Here is a 15,157-nt window from a genome sequence, read left to right as displayed (position 1 = left end):
CCTCTCGTTCTTCGCGGTTGTCATCGCGATCGGTGAGTGAGGAGGTGCTCGACGACGGCCTTGCGCATGGGGCGTCCGGTGACGGTGAAGAGCCTGCGGTACGCCTCGTCGTCGGCGCCCATCAGGTGGACGGTCTCGACCCGTTCGACCTCGGAGAGGTGTTCGGCGCCGAACGCGGCGAGCGCGTGCTCCGCCTCGGTCCGGTCGGCGGCCGGGTCGATCACGAACAGGCCGTGCAGGGCGGGCAGGTCGTTGCCGACGACGGCGACGGCGCGGACGAAGGGCAGCCGCGCGTACTGGGCCTCCACCCACTCGGGTGCCACGTTGCGGCCCGCCGAGGTGATGATGACGTTCTTCTTGCGTCCGGTGATGGTGAGGTAGCCGTCCTCGTCGACGCGGGCGAGGTCCCCGGTGTGCAGCCAGCCGTCGACGACGGCGCAGCTGGAGGGGTCCTCGCGGGTGTAGCCGTCGAAGAGGGAGGAGCTGGAGACGAGCAGTTCGCCCTCCTCGTCCAGTCGGACCCGGACGTGCGGGAGCGGGCGGCCCACGGTGCCGATGCGGCGGGCGCCGGGGGTGTTCCAGCTGACGACGGAGCTGTTCTCGGAGAGTCCGTAGCCCTCGTACACGGCGATCCCGAACGCGTCGAGTCCGCGCAGCGTCTCCGGGTGGACGGGGGCGCCGCCGCAGCAGATCAGGGGCGCCCGTTCGGTGCCGAACAGGGCGGGGGCGACGGCCAGTCCGTCGGCGGCGGCCCGGCGGGCTGCGTCGAGGAGCGCGTTGGCGAGCGCGGGGGTGGCGACGAGGGCGGTGGGGCGGGCGGCGGCGAGCTGCGGCAGCGCGGCCTCGACGGCGCCGCCGCTGGTGCCGACGAGCGGCGTGCCGGGCGGCAGCAGGGTCAGGCAGCCGCCGTCGAGCAGCACCAGGTACAGGCCGGTGACCTGCTCGATGAGGAGGCTGAAGGGGACGAAGGAGAGGTAGCCGGTGAAGGCCCCGGCGGGCATCGCCCCGTGCAGGGAGTCGATGAGGGCGCCGACGCCGTGGGCCCGGATCCGTACGCCCTTGGGGCGCGAGGTGGTCCCCGAGGTGTGGATGATCTTGCAGATCCAGTCCTCGTCGCCGTCGGGCACGGCGTACGGTTCGGTGCCGCCCGCGAGCGCGGCGAGGGAGACCTCGACGACCCGGCAGCCCTCGGGCAGCACCGGTCCCCATTCGGCGAGCCGCGCGGCGCCCTGCGCGTCCACCAGGCAGACGTCGGCCTCCTCCAGGAGCCCGGCGGCCTGTTCGCGGGAGAAGGCCAGCGGCACGGGGACCTCGGTGGCGCGCAGCCCGAGCAGGGCGAGGTCCGCGACGACGAACTCCGGCGTGTTGCCGCACAGGACGCCGATCCGGCCGGCGCCGGCGCCGATCCCGTCGGCGAGCGCCCGGGCGGCCCGGGTGATCTCCCGGTAGCCGTGGGCGGAGGCGACGCCGCCCCGGCCGTCGAGGACCCGGACGAGGGGCCGGTCGGTCTCGGCGTAGCGGCGCAGCGCGTTCTCAACGGCCCGCACGGCCGACCACCTCCCGGGGCGTGGTGGCGTCGGTGAGGAGTTCGACGACGGGCGCGAAGAAGGCGTACCGGCCGGTCGCCCCGGCGAACAGGCCGGCGAGCCGGGCGAGGTCGATGAAGCCGACGGTGGGGCGCTGGTCGTAGTACGTGCCCCAGGCGGCCCGCTCCTGCGGCGTCAGGTGGTCCGGGTCGGCCTCGCCGAGCACGGTGTAGTTGATGTCGAGGCGGGCGAGCAGGTCGCGGAGCTGCTTGGTGACGGTGCACAGGATGTGTTCCATGCCCATGGTCCAGGCGATGATCGGGATGACCCGGATCAGTTCGCGTCCCGCCCCGCCGGGTCCCGCGAGCGCCCCGATCTCGATGATCCGGTCGCGGTCGACCGGGGTGCCGGTGCGGGCCGCGATGGCCTCCTCGATGCGGGTGTCGAGGTAGCGCTCGGAGAAGAAGGGCCGGTCCGGGGCGGCGTACGTACAGCCGGCGCAGGCCAGGACGGTTCCGCCGGGCACCGGGTCGCGCTCGGAGGGGACGGCCAGGACGAACGCGTCCGGGTCGGGCTTGACGTCGGCGGCGTGGGTCTCGGCGTAGGTGGTGCGGGCGAGTTCGCCGGCCCGGTGCCAGCCGTCGGTGTCGCGCAGGGCCAGGGATATCTTCAGCACGTCCGTGTCTCCGCTCGCGAGTGCTCGGGGTCGGGCAGACGGTGCGCCCAGGGACGGATCTGTTCGAGCTGGGCGGCGAGGGCGAACAGGGTCGCCTCCTCGCCGAAGCGTCCGGTCGCGTGGACGCCCACGGGGAGTCCGGCGGCGGTCCGGTGCAGCGGGACGGACATGGCGGGCTGCCCGGTGAGGTTGGCCAGCGGGGTCTCGTGGCAGAACTCGACGGCCCGCAGGAGCTGCCGGCGGGGGGAGCCGGTGGCGAAGGTGCCGAGCGGCGGGGCCGGTTCGGCGGTGACCGGGCCGAGCAGCACGTCGTACTCCTCGTGGAAGGCGGCGAGTCCGCGCGCGGCCCGCTGGAGGGCGGTGACGGCGAGCAGGTAGTCGGCGGCGCTCAGGCTCCGGCCCCGCTCGTAGAGGTCCCAGGTGAGCTCCTCGAAGCCGTCCGGCTCCGGGGTGCGGCCGCTGAGCAGCGCGTACGAGGTGATGGCGGAGGACACTCCGGCGGCCCAGAGCGCCAGGAACGGTTCGACCAGGTCGGCGAAGGCGACGGCGGGTTCGGCCTCGGTCACCTCGTGGCCCAGGTCGGCGCAGAGCCCGGCGGCCTCGCGGACGGCCTCCGCACAGGCGGGGTCGAGCCGGCCACCGCTGCCGGGCCTGAGGGTGAAGGCGATGCGCAGGGGCCGCAGGCGGGGGGCTTCGAGGACGGCCCGGAGGAACGAGCCGGCAGGGGCGGGCGGCGCCCAGTAGGGGTCGCCGGGGGCGGGGCCCGCGACGGCGTCGAGCACGGCGGCGCTGTCCCGGACCGAGCGGCTGACCACGTGCTCGGAGGCGAGTCCGTTCATCAGGTCGCCGACGGCGGGTCCGAGCGGGGTGCGGGCCCGGGTGGGCTTGAGGCCGAAGACCCCGCAGTTGGAGGCGGGGATGCGGATGGAGCCGCCGGCGTCGTTGGCGTGCGCGACGGGGACCAGGCCCGCGGCGACGGCCGCGGCGGAGCCCCCGCTGGAGCCGCCCGCGCTGCGCCCGGGGTCCCAGGGGTTGCGGGTCGGGCCCTGGTGGCGGGGTTCGGTGGTGGGCAGCACCCCGAACTCGGCGGTCTTGGCCTTGCCGAGCACCCGCAGGCCCGCGGCGCGGAACCGGTCGCCGAGCTCGCTGCCCCGGTCGGGCACGAAGCCGGCGAGGAAGCGCGAGCCCATGGTCGCCTCGATGCCGGCGACGGTGGGGCCGAGGTCCTTGAGGAGGAACGGCACTCCCCGGAGCGGTGACTCCCGGAGCGGCGATCCGTGGGGCGGTGCTCCCCCGGGCGGCTCCCGCGGCTCCTTGTCGGCCTCGGCGAGCGCCTGCTCGAAGGCGGTGACGGCGACGGAGCCGATCGGGCCGTCGTACCGCTCGATCCGGTCGACGGCGGCGCCGAGCAGTTCGGCCTCCGTCAGCTCCCCGTCACGGACGAGCCGGGCCTGCGCGTGCCCGTCGAGCCTCCGTAATTCCCCTAAGGAGGTCATGCGGCCTCTCCCCTCCCAACCGATAGCTTTTATTAAAGCTTTCTCCTGAGAGAGTAGCCTCCGGGCGGAGGTCCATCAACCGCCCCCGGTGCGCGGGGCTTGCCCGCGTGCCGCAAAAATGGGATAGGTGCGTCAGGACGGCACCACGGGCAGACGAGCGGCCCGCCGCACGACGAGGAGATGCATGAACGACCAAGCCCCGGCCGGGGCGATCCCCCTGGACCGGCTGGCCCGCCACGCGAACCGGCTGGCCCAGCTCGTGAACGCGACCACCCGGGCCGCGTCGGCCGACGCCGGCCTCACCCAGGCCGACACCGACGTCCTGCTCGCGCTGTACCGCTCCGAGGGCCACCGGCTCCGCCCGACCGCCCTGTCCACCGTGTGCGAGCTGTCCTCCGGCGGCACCAGCAACGTGACCCTCCGGCTGGTGCAGGCCGGTTACGTCACCCGGGAGGCCAACGCCAACGACGCCCGGAGCACCTGGGTGCAGCTCACCGCGGAGGGCGAGGCCCTGGCCGGTTCGGTGCTCGCCTCAGCCACAGCGGCGCACGCGGAGCTGCTCGGCCGGCTGCCGGACGGGCTCGCCGAGCGGCTCGACGACCTCCTCGCGTCCGCCCTCGGCCACCTCGACCAGCGGACGAAGCCCCGCCTGCACTAGGGCCTGTCCGGACAGGGCCGCGAGCCGGGCCAGTTGCACGGGGTTGGGGACGCCCTCGACCCGGTAGCCGCCGGACACCACGGTCGGCGTCGTCCGCACCGAGGGCCAGCGGGCCACCGCCGTGCGGTGCCGCCGCGCGTACCGGGGCGAGTCCACCGCGGCGAGGAACCGCTCCGGGTCGAGCCCCGCGCGCCCTGCCGCCCCGGCCAGCACCCCGGGCTCCGCTATGTCGAGCCGCTCCCGGAAGTACGCGTCGAAGACCTGGTCGCAGTAGGCGGCGCCGCGGCCCCGGTCCACCGCGTAGTGGTAGCCCTGGAGGGCGAGCCGGGTGGGGGCGTACGGCGGGGGCTCCCGGTGGACCGGCACTCCGAGGCGGTCGGCGAGCGGGCGCACCCCGCTCTCCCAGACGCGGGCCGCCGGCAGCCTGTTCCGGGCCGCGCCCGCGGCCTCGTGGGGGTACCAGCGGACGGCCGGACCGAAGTCCTCGAACTCCGCGGCCAGCAGACGCCGGGTCAACATGCTGAAGGGACATCCGAAATCGAACCAGGCGTCGATGACTGCGGTCATGGCCATGAAGCATACTCAAATCGCTGTTTTCCCCAGGCACGTCCAGGACGATAATGTCACGTCCGCATCACGCCGACATCACACGTTGACCTCGAAGGACTCCGGCCGGCGGGCGGACCGCCCCCTTCCGCGGGACAGTCTCGCCCCGCCGGATGAACCGCGGACGAAGAGCGCGCGGCCCCCTTCCCTCACCGGGACGTCGCGGAGACCTCCACCCGGCCGAGCAGGGTCTCGCCGTCGGCCGCGAGGACGCGCTTGCGGTAGGCGCCCGTCGCGTGGTCCGTCTCGCGCAGCTCGATCGCCCCCTCGGTCCGGGCGTGGACGTCCCCGAAGCCGGTGACCCCGAGGCCCAGGACCTTCAGCCGGGCCGGCTGGGCCGTGTCCGCGTACGAGGGCGCCTCCAGGTCCATGAGCTGACGGGCCACCAGGCCGGCCATGCGGCGGCCGGGGGCCACCAGGCCGTGGCAGCGGCCCTCGACGGCCGCGCACTCGCCGATCGCCCGGATCCGCTCGTCGGCCGTGCGGAGCCGGGCGTCGACGAGGAAGCCGCCCCGCTCCCCGGTCGCCAGGCCCGCCGGGGCGGCGAGTTCGTCCCGGGGCCGGATCCCGGCGGAGAACACGACGAGGTCGGCCGCCAGTTCGGTGCCGTCGGCGAACCGCACCGCCCTCGGCCCGACCGAGACCGTCCTCGCCCCGCAGTGCACCTCGATGCCGAGGCCCCGGACCAGCTCCCCCAGGAGCCGCCCGCCGTCCGCGTCGACCTGGAGCGGCATCAGATGGGGCGCGGTCTCCACGACGCGGGTGCGCATCCCGAGCTTGCGCACCGCGTCCGCCGCCTCCAGGCCGAGCAGCCCGCCGCCGACCACCACCGCCGGCCGGCCGGGGCGCGCGGCGGCCCGGATCGCGTCGACGTCCTCGATCCTGCGGTAGGTGAAGCAGTGCGGCAGGTCGTGCCCGGGCACGGGCGGGACGAACGGCCGCGAGCCGGTGGCCAGGACCAGCGCGTCGTAGGGCACCCGGGTGCCGTCCGAGCAGCGCACGGCCCCGCCCGCGCGGTCGATCCCGGTCACGGTGGTCGACAGGCGCACGTCCACGAGCGCGTCCGGCAGCACGCCGGGGAGGGCGAGGTCGGCGGGGTCGCGCCCGGAGACCAGGGAGGAGAGCGCGATCCGGTTGTAGGCGGGCCGCGGCTCCTCGGCGAGCACCACGATCCGCCACGTGCCGGAGGTGTCCAGGGCGCGCAGCTCCTGGACCAGCCGGTGTCCGGCCGGGCCGTACCCGGCGACGACGAGGGTCCTCACCTCGCCTCCCGGGCCGGTCCCAGTGCCGCGCACACCGCGCGGAGCGTGTCGGAGCACCCTCCGCAGCCGGTGGTCGCGCGGGTCGCCTCCACCACCGCCCCGACGGACCGCGCGCCGTCGCGCCAGGCGCGTTCGACGTCCTCCCGGTCGACGCCGTTGCAGTGGCACACCACGGACTCGCCGGGCGCGTCCCCCACGGTGCCGAGCAGCAGCGCGAGCGGATCGGCGGGCACGGGCGCCTCCCGGTCGTACAGCTGGCTCACCGCCGCGATCCCCTCGGGGAGGCCGACCAGGACGGCCCGCGCGATCCGGTCCCGGACGAGTTCGAGGCGCGCGTACCGGCCGAGGGCGGGGTCGTGCAGGGTCACGGTCCGTTCGACGGGGAAGCCCGGGAAGCCCAGGCAGGCCACGTCGAGGCCGGGCACCCGGGGTCGCAGGATCGGCGAGGGGGCCGTGTACCAGGCAGGTCCGCCGGTCAGGTCGGCGGCCAGGGTCTCCGCCTGGCCCAAGGCCCCCACCAGGCCGGGCGCGCCCGTGCAGGCGCCGATCGCCCGGACGGCGGGATCGCTGGTGCGCAGCCGTCCGTCGACGACGACGCCGTGCCGCACCCGCAGGCCCGCCCCGAGGGCGAGGGAGGTCTCGGGGACGCTGCCGACGCACCACACGACGGTGTCGACGTCGAGGATCTCGTCCTCCTCGACCCTCTTGTCGAGCCGCAGCTCGACGCCCCAGTCCTCCAGGGCCGCCACCACCAGCGCGCCCGCCGTCGCGTCGAGGTGACGGTGCATCGGGTACGGGCCGGCATGGGCGAGGACCACCTGGTGGCCGCGCCGCCGCAGCGCCGTCGCCGTCTCCACGCCGAGGACGCCGCCGCCGACCACGGCCACCCGGCCGTGCACCGGCCGCAGGCTGTCGTCGAGCGAGTGGAAGCCGCGCCCGGGGGCGACCGGCCGGGCCCCGGTGGCCAGGACGAGGGTGCCGTACGGTTCCGCCACGCTGTCCCCGGCCGCCGTCCGCCCGTGCACGAGCCGGCGGGCCCGGTCGATCCGGGTGATCCGGACCCCGGGCAGCACCCTGGTCCCGCGCGGCGGTGCGGGCAGGGTCACCGCCTCCGGCGCCAGGCTGCCGTCGAGGACCGACCCGAGCAGGGTGCGCTGGTACGCGGGATGGGGCTCGGCCCCGAGGACGGTGACGGGGCCGCGGTGGCCGAGGGCGGCGAGCCTCTCGGTGAGCCGGTGCGCGGCGATGCCGTTGCCGACGACCACGACGCGGTCGTCGGCGCCGCACGCGCTCCGGCCCGCCCCCCTCTCGGTTCTCCGGCGTGTCGTCCCGTTCATGCCCCGTCCCCCGTCCCCGTCGTCTCTTCTTCCTCGTCCACCGGTTCCACGCGGACCGCGCTCACCTTGAACTCCGGCATCCCGCTGCGCGGGTCGAGCGCCCCGCTCGTGAGCAGGTTCGCCCGCCCCTCGCCCGGGAAGTGGAACGGCAGGAACACCGTGTCCGTGCGCAGGCTCTCCACCGCCCGCACCCGTGCCACCACCGCGCCCCGCGCCGACACCACCCGCGCGAGCCCGCCCTCCACCACTCCGGCCCGCCGGGCCGTGTCGGGGTGGATCTCCACGTACGCCTCCGGGACGGCCTTCGCGAGCCGCTCGACCCGCCGGGTCTGAGCGCCGGACTGGTAGTGGGCCAGGACCCGCCCGGTCGTCCCGTACAGGTCGAACGATCCTCCGGGCAGTTCGGCCGCGTCCCGGTGCTCGACCGGGACGAAGCGGGCCCGCCCGTCCGGGTGGTCGAAGGAGTCGAGGAAGAGCCGCGGGGTGCCGGGGTGTCCCGGTGCCGGGCAGGGCCAGTGCAGGACCTCGCCCGCGTCGAGGCGCTCGTAGCTCACGCCGGAGTAGTCGGCCCGGCCGCCCGCCGTCGCCCGGCGCAGCTCGTCGAAGACCTCGCCCGGCCGGTCGGGCCACCGGTCGGCCGGCTCCCCGAGCCGTACGGCGAGCCCGCGCAGCACCTCCAGGTCGCTGCGGACCCCCGGCGGCGGGTCGAGCAGCCTGCGCCGGCGCAGCACCCGCCCCTCCAGGCTGGTCAGGGTGCCCTCCTCCTCGGCCCACTGCGTGACGGGCAGGACCACGTCCGCGAGGCGGGCGGTCTCGGAGGGCACGAAGTCGGCGACGACCAGCAGGTCGAGCGCGGTGAGGCGCTCGGTGACGTGACCGGCGTGCGGGGCGGAGACCACCGGGTTCGAGCCGAAGACGAGCAGGGCGCGCGGCCCGTGCTCCGTGCCGAGCGAGTCGAGCAGTTCGTACGCGCTCGGGCCCGGGCCCGGCAGCCGCTCCGGGTCGACGCCCCACACCCCCGCCACGTGCGCGCGGGCCGCCGGGTCGGTGATGAGCCGGTAGCCGGGCAACTGGTCGGACTTCTGGCCGAGTTCGCGGCCGCCCTGTCCGTTCCCCTGGCCGGTGAGGCAGCCGTAGCCGCTGCCCTGCCGCCCCGGCAGGCCGAGGGCGAGGGCGAGGTTGATGAAGGCGGAGACCGTGTCGGCGCCCTTGCTGTGCTGCTCGGCGCCGCGACCGGTCAGGACGTACGCCCGCCGGGCGCCCGCCAGGAGCCGGACCGCCTCGCGCTGGGCGGCGACCGGGACGCCGGTGGTGCGCTCCGTGCGCTCCGGGGTCCAGGCGAGGGCCCGGCGCCAGGTCTCCTCGAAGCCGCTGGTCCGCTCCTCCACGTAGGCCCGGTCGAGGTGCCCGTCGACCACGGTGAGCTGCAACAGGCCGAGCGCCAGGGCGAGGTCGGTGCCGGGCGCGGGTCTCAGGTGCAGCGCGGCCCGCTCGGCGGTGGCCGTGCGGCGCGGGTCGATGACGACGAGCGCGCCGGCCCGGTCGAGGTGGCGCACGAGCGGCGGCATCGTCTCGGCCGGGTTGGCCCCGGCGAGCAGCACCACGTCGGCCTCGTCGAGGTCCGTGACGGGGAAGGGCAGCCCCCGGTCGACGCCGAAGGCGGCGTTGCCGGCCACGGCGGCCGAGGACATGCAGAAGCGCCCGTTGTAGTCGATGCGGCTGGTGCCGAGGGCGACCCGGGCGAACTTGCCGAGCAGGTAGGCCTTCTCGTTGGTGAGGCCGCCGCCGCCGAACACCCCGACCGCGTCCGGGCCGTGGGCGGCCCGCAGTTCCCCCAGCCGTCCGGCGACCAGGTCGAGCGCCGCGTCCCAGGTCGCCGGGGCGAGCCGCCCGTCGGCGCCCCGCACGAGCGGTGTGCGCAGCCGGTCGGCGGTGGTCAGGACCTCGGGCGCGGTCCAGCCCTTCTGGCACAGGCCGCCCCGCTTCCCGGTGCCGGCGAGGACGGCGGGCGCGACGGTCACCCGGCCGCCGGCGGAGGTGAGCTCCGTACCGCACTGGAGCGCGCAGTACGGGCAGTGGGTGAGGACGGTCCGCCCGGTGCCGGCTTCGGCGCGGTCGGTGCGGTCGGTGCGGTCGGCGTGGTCGGTGCGGTCGGCGTGGTCCGTGCGGTCGACGTGGTCCGTGCGGTCGGCGTGGTCCGTGCGGTCGGCGTGGTCGGCGCGGTCCGTGTCTTCGGCGCGGGTGTCAGACACGGCTGACCCCGCGGCGCCGCGCGCGCGACGGGTCGAGCGGGTCGCCTCCGTCGGGCGCGGGCCGCAGGTAGACCGCCCGGACGACCGCCCCGCACACCACGTAGAAGCAGAGGAAGCCGAGGAAGGCGGGGGTGCCGCTGCCTCCCTCGGAGCCGTACGCGGCCCGGAAGGCGAGGTTCACCGCGACCCCGCCGAGCGCCCCGACGGCGCCCGCGATCCCGATCACGGCGCCCGAGCGCTGCCGGGCCCGGGCGAAGGCCTCGCCCGCGTCGCGGCCCCCGGTGACCTCGCGGCCCGCCTGCTCGGCGAAGACGGCCGGGATCATCTTGTACGTGGAGCCGTTGCCGATCCCGGTGAGCACGAAGAGGACCGTGAAGGCCGCGACGAACAGCCCGTACGAACCGGCCCGCGAGGCGAGCAGCAGTCCGCCCGTTCCCGCCGCCATGCCCGCGAACGTCCACGCGGTCACCCGGGCGCCGCCCCACCGGTCCGCGAGCCGCCCGCCGAAGGGGCGGGAAAGCGAGCCAAGGAGCGGGCCGAGGAAGGTGTACGAGGCGGCCTGGAGCGGAGAGGCGCCGAACTGGGTCTGGAGCACGAGCCCGAAGGCGAAGCCGTAGCCGATGAACGAGCCGAACGTGCCGACGTAGAGCAGCGAGATCCACCAGGTGTGCGCGGAGCGCAGGGCCGCGCGCCGGGCGCCCTTCTCGGCGCGCACCGGCGCCAGGTTGTCCATGCGCAGCGCGCACAGCAGGGAGACGGCGACGATCAGCGGGAGGTAGCAGGCGGCGACGTACGACGGGTGGGTGTCGCCCGCGACGGCGATGACGAGCAGGCCGAGGAGCTGGACGACGGCGACGCCGAGGTTGCCGCCGCCCGCGTTGAGGCCGAGGGCCCAGCCCTGGAGGCGCTGCGGGTAGAAGGCGGTGATGTTGGTCATCGAGGAGGCGAAGTTGCCGCCGCCGACGCCGCCGAGCGCGGCGATCAGCAGGAAGACCCAGAGCGGGGTGCCCGGCCGCTGGACGAAGTACGTGGCGGCGCAGGCGGGCACGAGGAGGACGGCGGTCGCGAAGACGGTCCAGTTCCGGCCGCCGAAGCGGAGGACGGCGTGGCTGTACGGGATGCGGAGCGCGGCTCCGACGAGGGTGGGGGTGACGACCAGCAGGAACTTCTCGTCGGGCGTGAACGGCAGCCCGATGCGGGGGGACATGAAGAGCACGAGGACCGACCACATGCTCCAGACGGAGAAGCCGATGTGCTCGGAGGCGATGGAGAGGGCGAGGTTGCGGCGGGCGACGCGTCTGCCCCGGGTCGCCCATAAGTGCTCGTTCTCCGGGTCCCAGTGCTCGATCCAGCGGCCGGTTCTTCTGCTTGGGTTCATCGCTCGCCCTTCGGGCCGGATTCCGCACTGCGTCGACGAGTCTGCTTTCCGGACAGGAATCTTGGGCAGCGCCCGGGGACAGCGTCAACGGCCCGTTTCAGGGTCCGTCAAGTCCGCTCGCCACGGCTCTCCGACGGGTGTTCCCCCGCCGTGAACCCTTCGGCGGAGGCGTGTGAACAGGCGTGATCCGGCTGCGGGCGTACGGGAGAACACCCCGGCCGTACGGGACGGCCGGCCCTCGCCTCCCCTCCCCGTACGCCCCGGGAATCCCTCGTTTCCCGTACGCCTCAGGAGTCCCCGTCCAGCATCCGGGTCAGGACCTCGCGCTGGAGGGGCTTCGCCTCGGCGTGGCGGTCGAGGCCCTTCTCCGTGAGCTTCACCTGGACGCCGCGCCGGTCCTCGGGGCACATGCCCCGGGCGACCAGGCCGTCCTTCTCCAGGCGGGCGACGAGCCGGGACAGCGCGCTCTGGCTGAGGTGGACGCGGCCGGAGAGCTCCTGGACGCGCCAGGCCGCCGGGCCGTCCTCGGACGCGCCCTCGGCGAGGACGTCGAGGACCTCGAAGTCGCTGGCGCCGAGTCCGTAGGGGTGGAGGGCCCGGTCGAGCTCACAGGTCGTACGGGCGTGCAGGGCGAGGACGTCACGCCACTCCTCCACGAGCGCGCGTTCGGACTTGTTCGCTGCCATGGCCGCACGTTAGCAGAGACGACCTCTTTTGTTGCACGGGAATTAAATGCACTTGCATTCAATGCATGTGCATGTACTGTCTCTGTCCATGACCTCTCCGCTCACCGACGTGCCCAAGTCCGCGCAGGAACGCTGGAGTCCGCGCCTCTGGGGCACCCTGCTCGTGCTCTGCGCCGCGATGTTCCTCGACGCCCTCGACGTCTCGATGGTCGGCGTCGCCCTGCCCTCGATCGCCGCCGACCTCGACCTGTCCACCGCCACCCTCCAGTGGATCGTGAGCGGCTACATCCTCGGCTACGGAGGGCTGCTGCTCCTCGGCGGCCGCGCCGCCGACCTGCTCGGCCGGCGCCGGGTCTTCCTGATCGCGCTCGCCGTCTTCGCGCTCGCCTCGCTGCTCGGCGGGCTCGTCGACTCCGGGCCGCTCCTCATCGCCAGCCGGTTCGTCAAGGGGCTCAGCGCCGCCTTCACCGCCCCCGCCGGCCTGTCGATCATCACGACCACCTTCAAGGAGGGCCCGCAGCGCAACCGGGCCCTGTCCATCTACACCACCTGCGCCGCCACCGGCTTCTCCATGGGCCTCGTCCTGTCCGGGCTGCTCACGGAGCTGAGCTGGCGGTGGACCATGCTGCTCCCCGCCCCCGTCGCCCTGATCGCCCTCGTCTTCGCGCTGCGCCTCATCCCGCACAGCGCCCGGGACGACTCCTCCGGCGGCTACGACCTGCCGGGCGCCGTCACCGGCACGGCCGCGATGCTGCTGCTCGTCTTCACCGTCGTCGAGGCGCCCGAGGCGGGCTGGGCCTCCACCCGCACCCTGCTGTCCTTCCTGGCGGCCGCCGCCCTGCTCGTCGCCTTCGTCCTGATCGAACGGCGCAGCCCGAGCCCGCTGGTGCGGCTCGGTGTGCTGCGCTCCGGCTCGCAGGTCCGGGCCCAGCTCGGCGCGGCGGCGTTCTTCGGCTCGTACGTCGCCTTCCAGTTCATCGTGACCCAGTACATGCAGTCGCTGCTCGGCTGGTCCGCGCTCCAGACGGCGCTCGCCTTCCTTCCGGCCGGCGTGCTGGTGGCCCTCTCGTCCACGAAGATCGGCGGGATCGTGGACCGGTTCGGCACGCCCCGGGTGATCGCGACCGGCTTCACCCTGCTCGTCGTCGGGTACGCGCTCTTCCTGCGCATCTCGCTCGTCCCGCAGTACGCGGCCGTCATCCTGCCGTCGATGCTGCTCATCGGAGCGGCCTGCGCCCTGGTGTTCCCGTCGCTCAACATCCAGGCCACCAACGGCGTGGCCGACCGCGAACAGGGCATGGTCTCGGGTCTGCTCAACACCTCGATCCAGGTCGGCGGCGCGTTCTTCCTCGCCGTGACCACCGCCGTCATCACCGCGGGCGGCGGACACGGCGGGGACGCCTCCCCGCAGGCGGTCCTGGACGGCTTCCGCCCGGGTCTGGCCGTGGTGGCGGTCATCGCCCTCGCCGGACTGCTCGTCACCCTGCCGGGGCTGCGGAGGCCGCGGGGCGCGGCGACCGGGTCGGTCGTGGTCGCACGCTCCTCGGACCCCGGCCCGGTCGCCGGGGACGCGACCGCGGGGAACACCGCCGCCGACGCCTCGGCCGCCGGGGACGTCCCGGCGAAGGTCGCCCTCCGCGACTGACCGTCGGGAGGGACACGGGGGAACGGGGGACGCGGCCGTCCGGCGCTTCGGCGACCGGGCGGCCGCGCCCGTTCGTTCCCGCCCGTTCGTTCCCGCCCGTCCGTTCCCGCCCGTCCGTTCCCGTACCGCGTCGACCCCGCGCGGACCCTCGCTCGCGGGCTCAGCCGCGCGGAAGCAGGCCCACGTCCTGGCCCAGGCGGCGGGCCGACGCGGTGAAGAAGGCGTCGCGGTCCTCGACGACGCGGTGGAACTGGCCGAAGACCTCGAAGGAGACGAGGCCGAAGAGCTGCGACCAGGCGGCGACGAGCGCGGCGGCGAGGGCCGGGGGAAGGTCCGGGGCGATGTCGGCGGCGATCCGCTCGGCCTCGGGGCGCAGGGCGTCCGGGAGCGGGGGGAGGGCGAGGCCCTCGCCGGCGTGGGCCAGGCGGACGATCTCGACGAGGGCGAGGCCGACACGGGCGGCGGGGGCGATCGTGTCCTGGGGCGCGGTGTAGCCGGGGACCGGGGAGCCGTAGATCAGGGCGTACTCGTGGGGGTGGGCGACCGCCCAGGCTCGGACCGCCCGGCAGACGGCGGTCCAGCGGTCGAGGGGGCGCTGCCCGGCGGAGTCGGCGGCGGCCCGCTCGGCGGCGGCGCCGACGGCGTCGTAGGCGTCGACGATCAGGGCGGTGAGGAGGTCGTCGCGGCTCGGGAAGTAGCGGTAGAGCGCGGAGGACACCATGCCCAGCTCGCGGGCCACGGCCCGCAGGGACAGCTTGGCGGCGCCTTCCGCCGCGAGCTGGGTGCGGGCCTCGTCCTTGATGGCGGCGGTGATCTCGATGCGGGCGCGGGCGCGGGCTCCTTGAACGGGCGTCATGGAGAGCAGTGTGCCACTTCCGGAGCATCGCATCGAAACGAGAGCAGGTCATTGAAAAGAGAGCAGGGCATTGAAAAGAGAGCACCGCTCTTGCTTGTGAGCGCCGAAGCGTGCACACTGATCTCAAGAGAGAGCAGCGCTCTCGGTCCACTCGCTCGACTCGCTCCGCTCGCCGACGGAAGCCCTCAGGAGGCAGCCATGTCCGCCCAGCCCGCCGACCCCACCGGCTCCTCCCCCACCGCCCCCACCGACCCCACCGGCTCCCCCTCCCCCGCCGCGGGCTCCCCCGCCGCCCACGTCCTCAAGCCCGGCTGGTTCACCGTGAACGTCCTCAACCGCCTGGTCGCCTGGACGACCCGCCGGGGCATCAGCGTCTGGGGGTCCCGCGTGCTCGCCGTCCGGGGGCGCAAGAGCGGCGAATGGCGCCGCACCCCCGTCAACCTCCTGACGGTGGACGGCGCCCAGTACCTCGTGGCCCCCCGCGGCCACGTCCAGTGGACCCACAACATGCGGGCGGCCGGGGGCGGAGAGCTGCACCTCGGCAAGCACGTGCAGGAGTTCACCGCCGTCGAGGTCGCCGACGAAGCCAAGCCCGCGCTGCTCCGCGCCTACCTCAAGCGCTGGAAGGCGGAGGTCGGCGTCTTCTTCGACGGGGTCGGCCCGGACTCCTCCGACGCCGAACTGCGCGCCGCCGCCCCGAAGCACCCCGTCTTCCGCATCACGACGACGGGCTCCGCCGGCCCGGCCGCGTGAACGGACCGGGCCGGCGGCCGGTCTCA

At 74.9% G+C, this 15,157-nt stretch carries 12 protein-coding genes and 1 pseudogene; 3 read left to right on the top strand and 10 right to left on the bottom strand.

Features of this window, described 5'->3' with window-relative positions; genetic code table 11:
• Nucleotides 1–20 precede the first annotated feature (20 nt).
• From ACWGSR_RS34750 to ACWGSR_RS34740, 3 genes are read right to left on the bottom strand one after another with little or no spacing between them, the layout of a single operon-like run.
• On the bottom strand, nucleotides 21–1,547 hold the full coding sequence (locus ACWGSR_RS34750) for an AMP-binding protein (protein ID WP_453572848.1): 1,527 nt from the start codon (nucleotides 1,545–1,547) through the stop codon (nucleotides 21–23).
• Nucleotides 1,534–2,202, bottom strand: a complete 669-nt coding sequence (locus ACWGSR_RS34745; protein WP_376240194.1) for a thermostable hemolysin — start codon at nucleotides 2,200–2,202, stop codon at nucleotides 1,534–1,536. Before ACWGSR_RS34745 ends, ACWGSR_RS34750 begins: the two co-directional genes overlap by 14 nt.
• Nucleotides 2,196–3,698, bottom strand: coding sequence for an amidase (locus ACWGSR_RS34740; protein ID WP_453572846.1), 1,503 nt, complete (start codon nucleotides 3,696–3,698; stop codon nucleotides 2,196–2,198). The genes ACWGSR_RS34745 and ACWGSR_RS34740 overlap by 7 nt, the downstream gene beginning before the upstream one ends.
• 184 nt (nucleotides 3,699–3,882) lie before the next feature.
• Between ACWGSR_RS34740 and ACWGSR_RS34735 the strand changes: the two genes are divergently transcribed.
• Complete coding sequence (locus tag ACWGSR_RS34735; protein WP_376240189.1) at nucleotides 3,883–4,356, top strand: MarR family winged helix-turn-helix transcriptional regulator; 474 nt, start codon at nucleotides 3,883–3,885, stop codon at nucleotides 4,354–4,356.
• Nucleotides 4,357–4,395: 39 nt separating this feature from the next.
• Here ACWGSR_RS34735 and ACWGSR_RS34730 read toward each other — a convergent pair.
• From ACWGSR_RS34730 to ACWGSR_RS34705, 6 genes and pseudogenes are all read right to left on the bottom strand, one after another.
• Nucleotides 4,396–4,923 (bottom strand): annotated as a pseudogene (locus ACWGSR_RS34730) (DsbA family oxidoreductase); the annotation flags it as partial.
• 188 nt (nucleotides 4,924–5,111) lie between these two features.
• On the bottom strand, nucleotides 5,112–6,224 hold the full coding sequence (locus tag ACWGSR_RS34725; RefSeq protein ID WP_453572844.1) for an NAD(P)/FAD-dependent oxidoreductase: 1,113 nt from the start codon (nucleotides 6,222–6,224) through the stop codon (nucleotides 5,112–5,114).
• The gene (locus ACWGSR_RS34720) at nucleotides 6,221–7,561 is read right to left on the bottom strand and encodes an FAD-dependent oxidoreductase (protein WP_453572841.1); all 1,341 of its coding nucleotides are present in this window, start codon (nucleotides 7,559–7,561) and stop codon (nucleotides 6,221–6,223) included. The genes ACWGSR_RS34725 and ACWGSR_RS34720 overlap by 4 nt, the downstream gene beginning before the upstream one ends.
• Nucleotides 7,558–9,813, bottom strand: coding sequence for a molybdopterin-dependent oxidoreductase (locus ACWGSR_RS34715; protein WP_453572839.1), 2,256 nt, complete (start codon nucleotides 9,811–9,813; stop codon nucleotides 7,558–7,560). The genes ACWGSR_RS34720 and ACWGSR_RS34715 overlap by 4 nt, the downstream gene beginning before the upstream one ends.
• The gene (locus ACWGSR_RS34710; RefSeq protein WP_453572836.1) at nucleotides 9,806–11,191 is read right to left on the bottom strand and encodes a nitrate/nitrite transporter; all 1,386 of its coding nucleotides are present in this window, start codon (nucleotides 11,189–11,191) and stop codon (nucleotides 9,806–9,808) included. The genes ACWGSR_RS34715 and ACWGSR_RS34710 overlap by 8 nt, the downstream gene beginning before the upstream one ends.
• 287 nt (nucleotides 11,192–11,478) lie before the next feature.
• Nucleotides 11,479–11,877: a MarR family winged helix-turn-helix transcriptional regulator gene (locus ACWGSR_RS34705; protein WP_376240177.1), complete on the bottom strand. Its 399-nt coding sequence runs from the start codon at nucleotides 11,875–11,877 to the stop codon at nucleotides 11,479–11,481.
• A gap of 88 nt (nucleotides 11,878–11,965) precedes the next feature.
• Here ACWGSR_RS34705 and ACWGSR_RS34700 point away from each other — a divergent pair, with 88 nt between their 5' ends.
• A complete protein-coding gene (locus ACWGSR_RS34700; protein WP_453572833.1) occupies nucleotides 11,966–13,522 on the top strand; it encodes an MFS transporter in 1,557 nt (518 codons plus the stop codon).
• A gap of 160 nt (nucleotides 13,523–13,682) precedes the next feature.
• Here the strand turns inward: ACWGSR_RS34700 and ACWGSR_RS34695 are convergent, their stop codons facing one another.
• Entirely contained in the window at nucleotides 13,683–14,378 is a 696-nt protein-coding gene (locus ACWGSR_RS34695; RefSeq protein ID WP_453572830.1) for a TetR/AcrR family transcriptional regulator, read from the bottom strand.
• Between the two features lie 198 nt (nucleotides 14,379–14,576).
• Between ACWGSR_RS34695 and ACWGSR_RS34690 the strand changes: the two genes are divergently transcribed.
• Nucleotides 14,577–15,131, top strand: coding sequence for a nitroreductase family deazaflavin-dependent oxidoreductase (locus ACWGSR_RS34690; RefSeq protein WP_453572827.1), 555 nt, complete (start codon nucleotides 14,577–14,579; stop codon nucleotides 15,129–15,131).
• Nucleotides 15,132–15,157: the final 26 nt, after the last annotated feature.

This window comes from Streptomyces sp. NPDC055632 (genome assembly GCF_053618675.1).
Note: the sequence above shows the minus strand (reverse complement) of the source record. Positions and strands in the feature narration are given on the sequence as shown.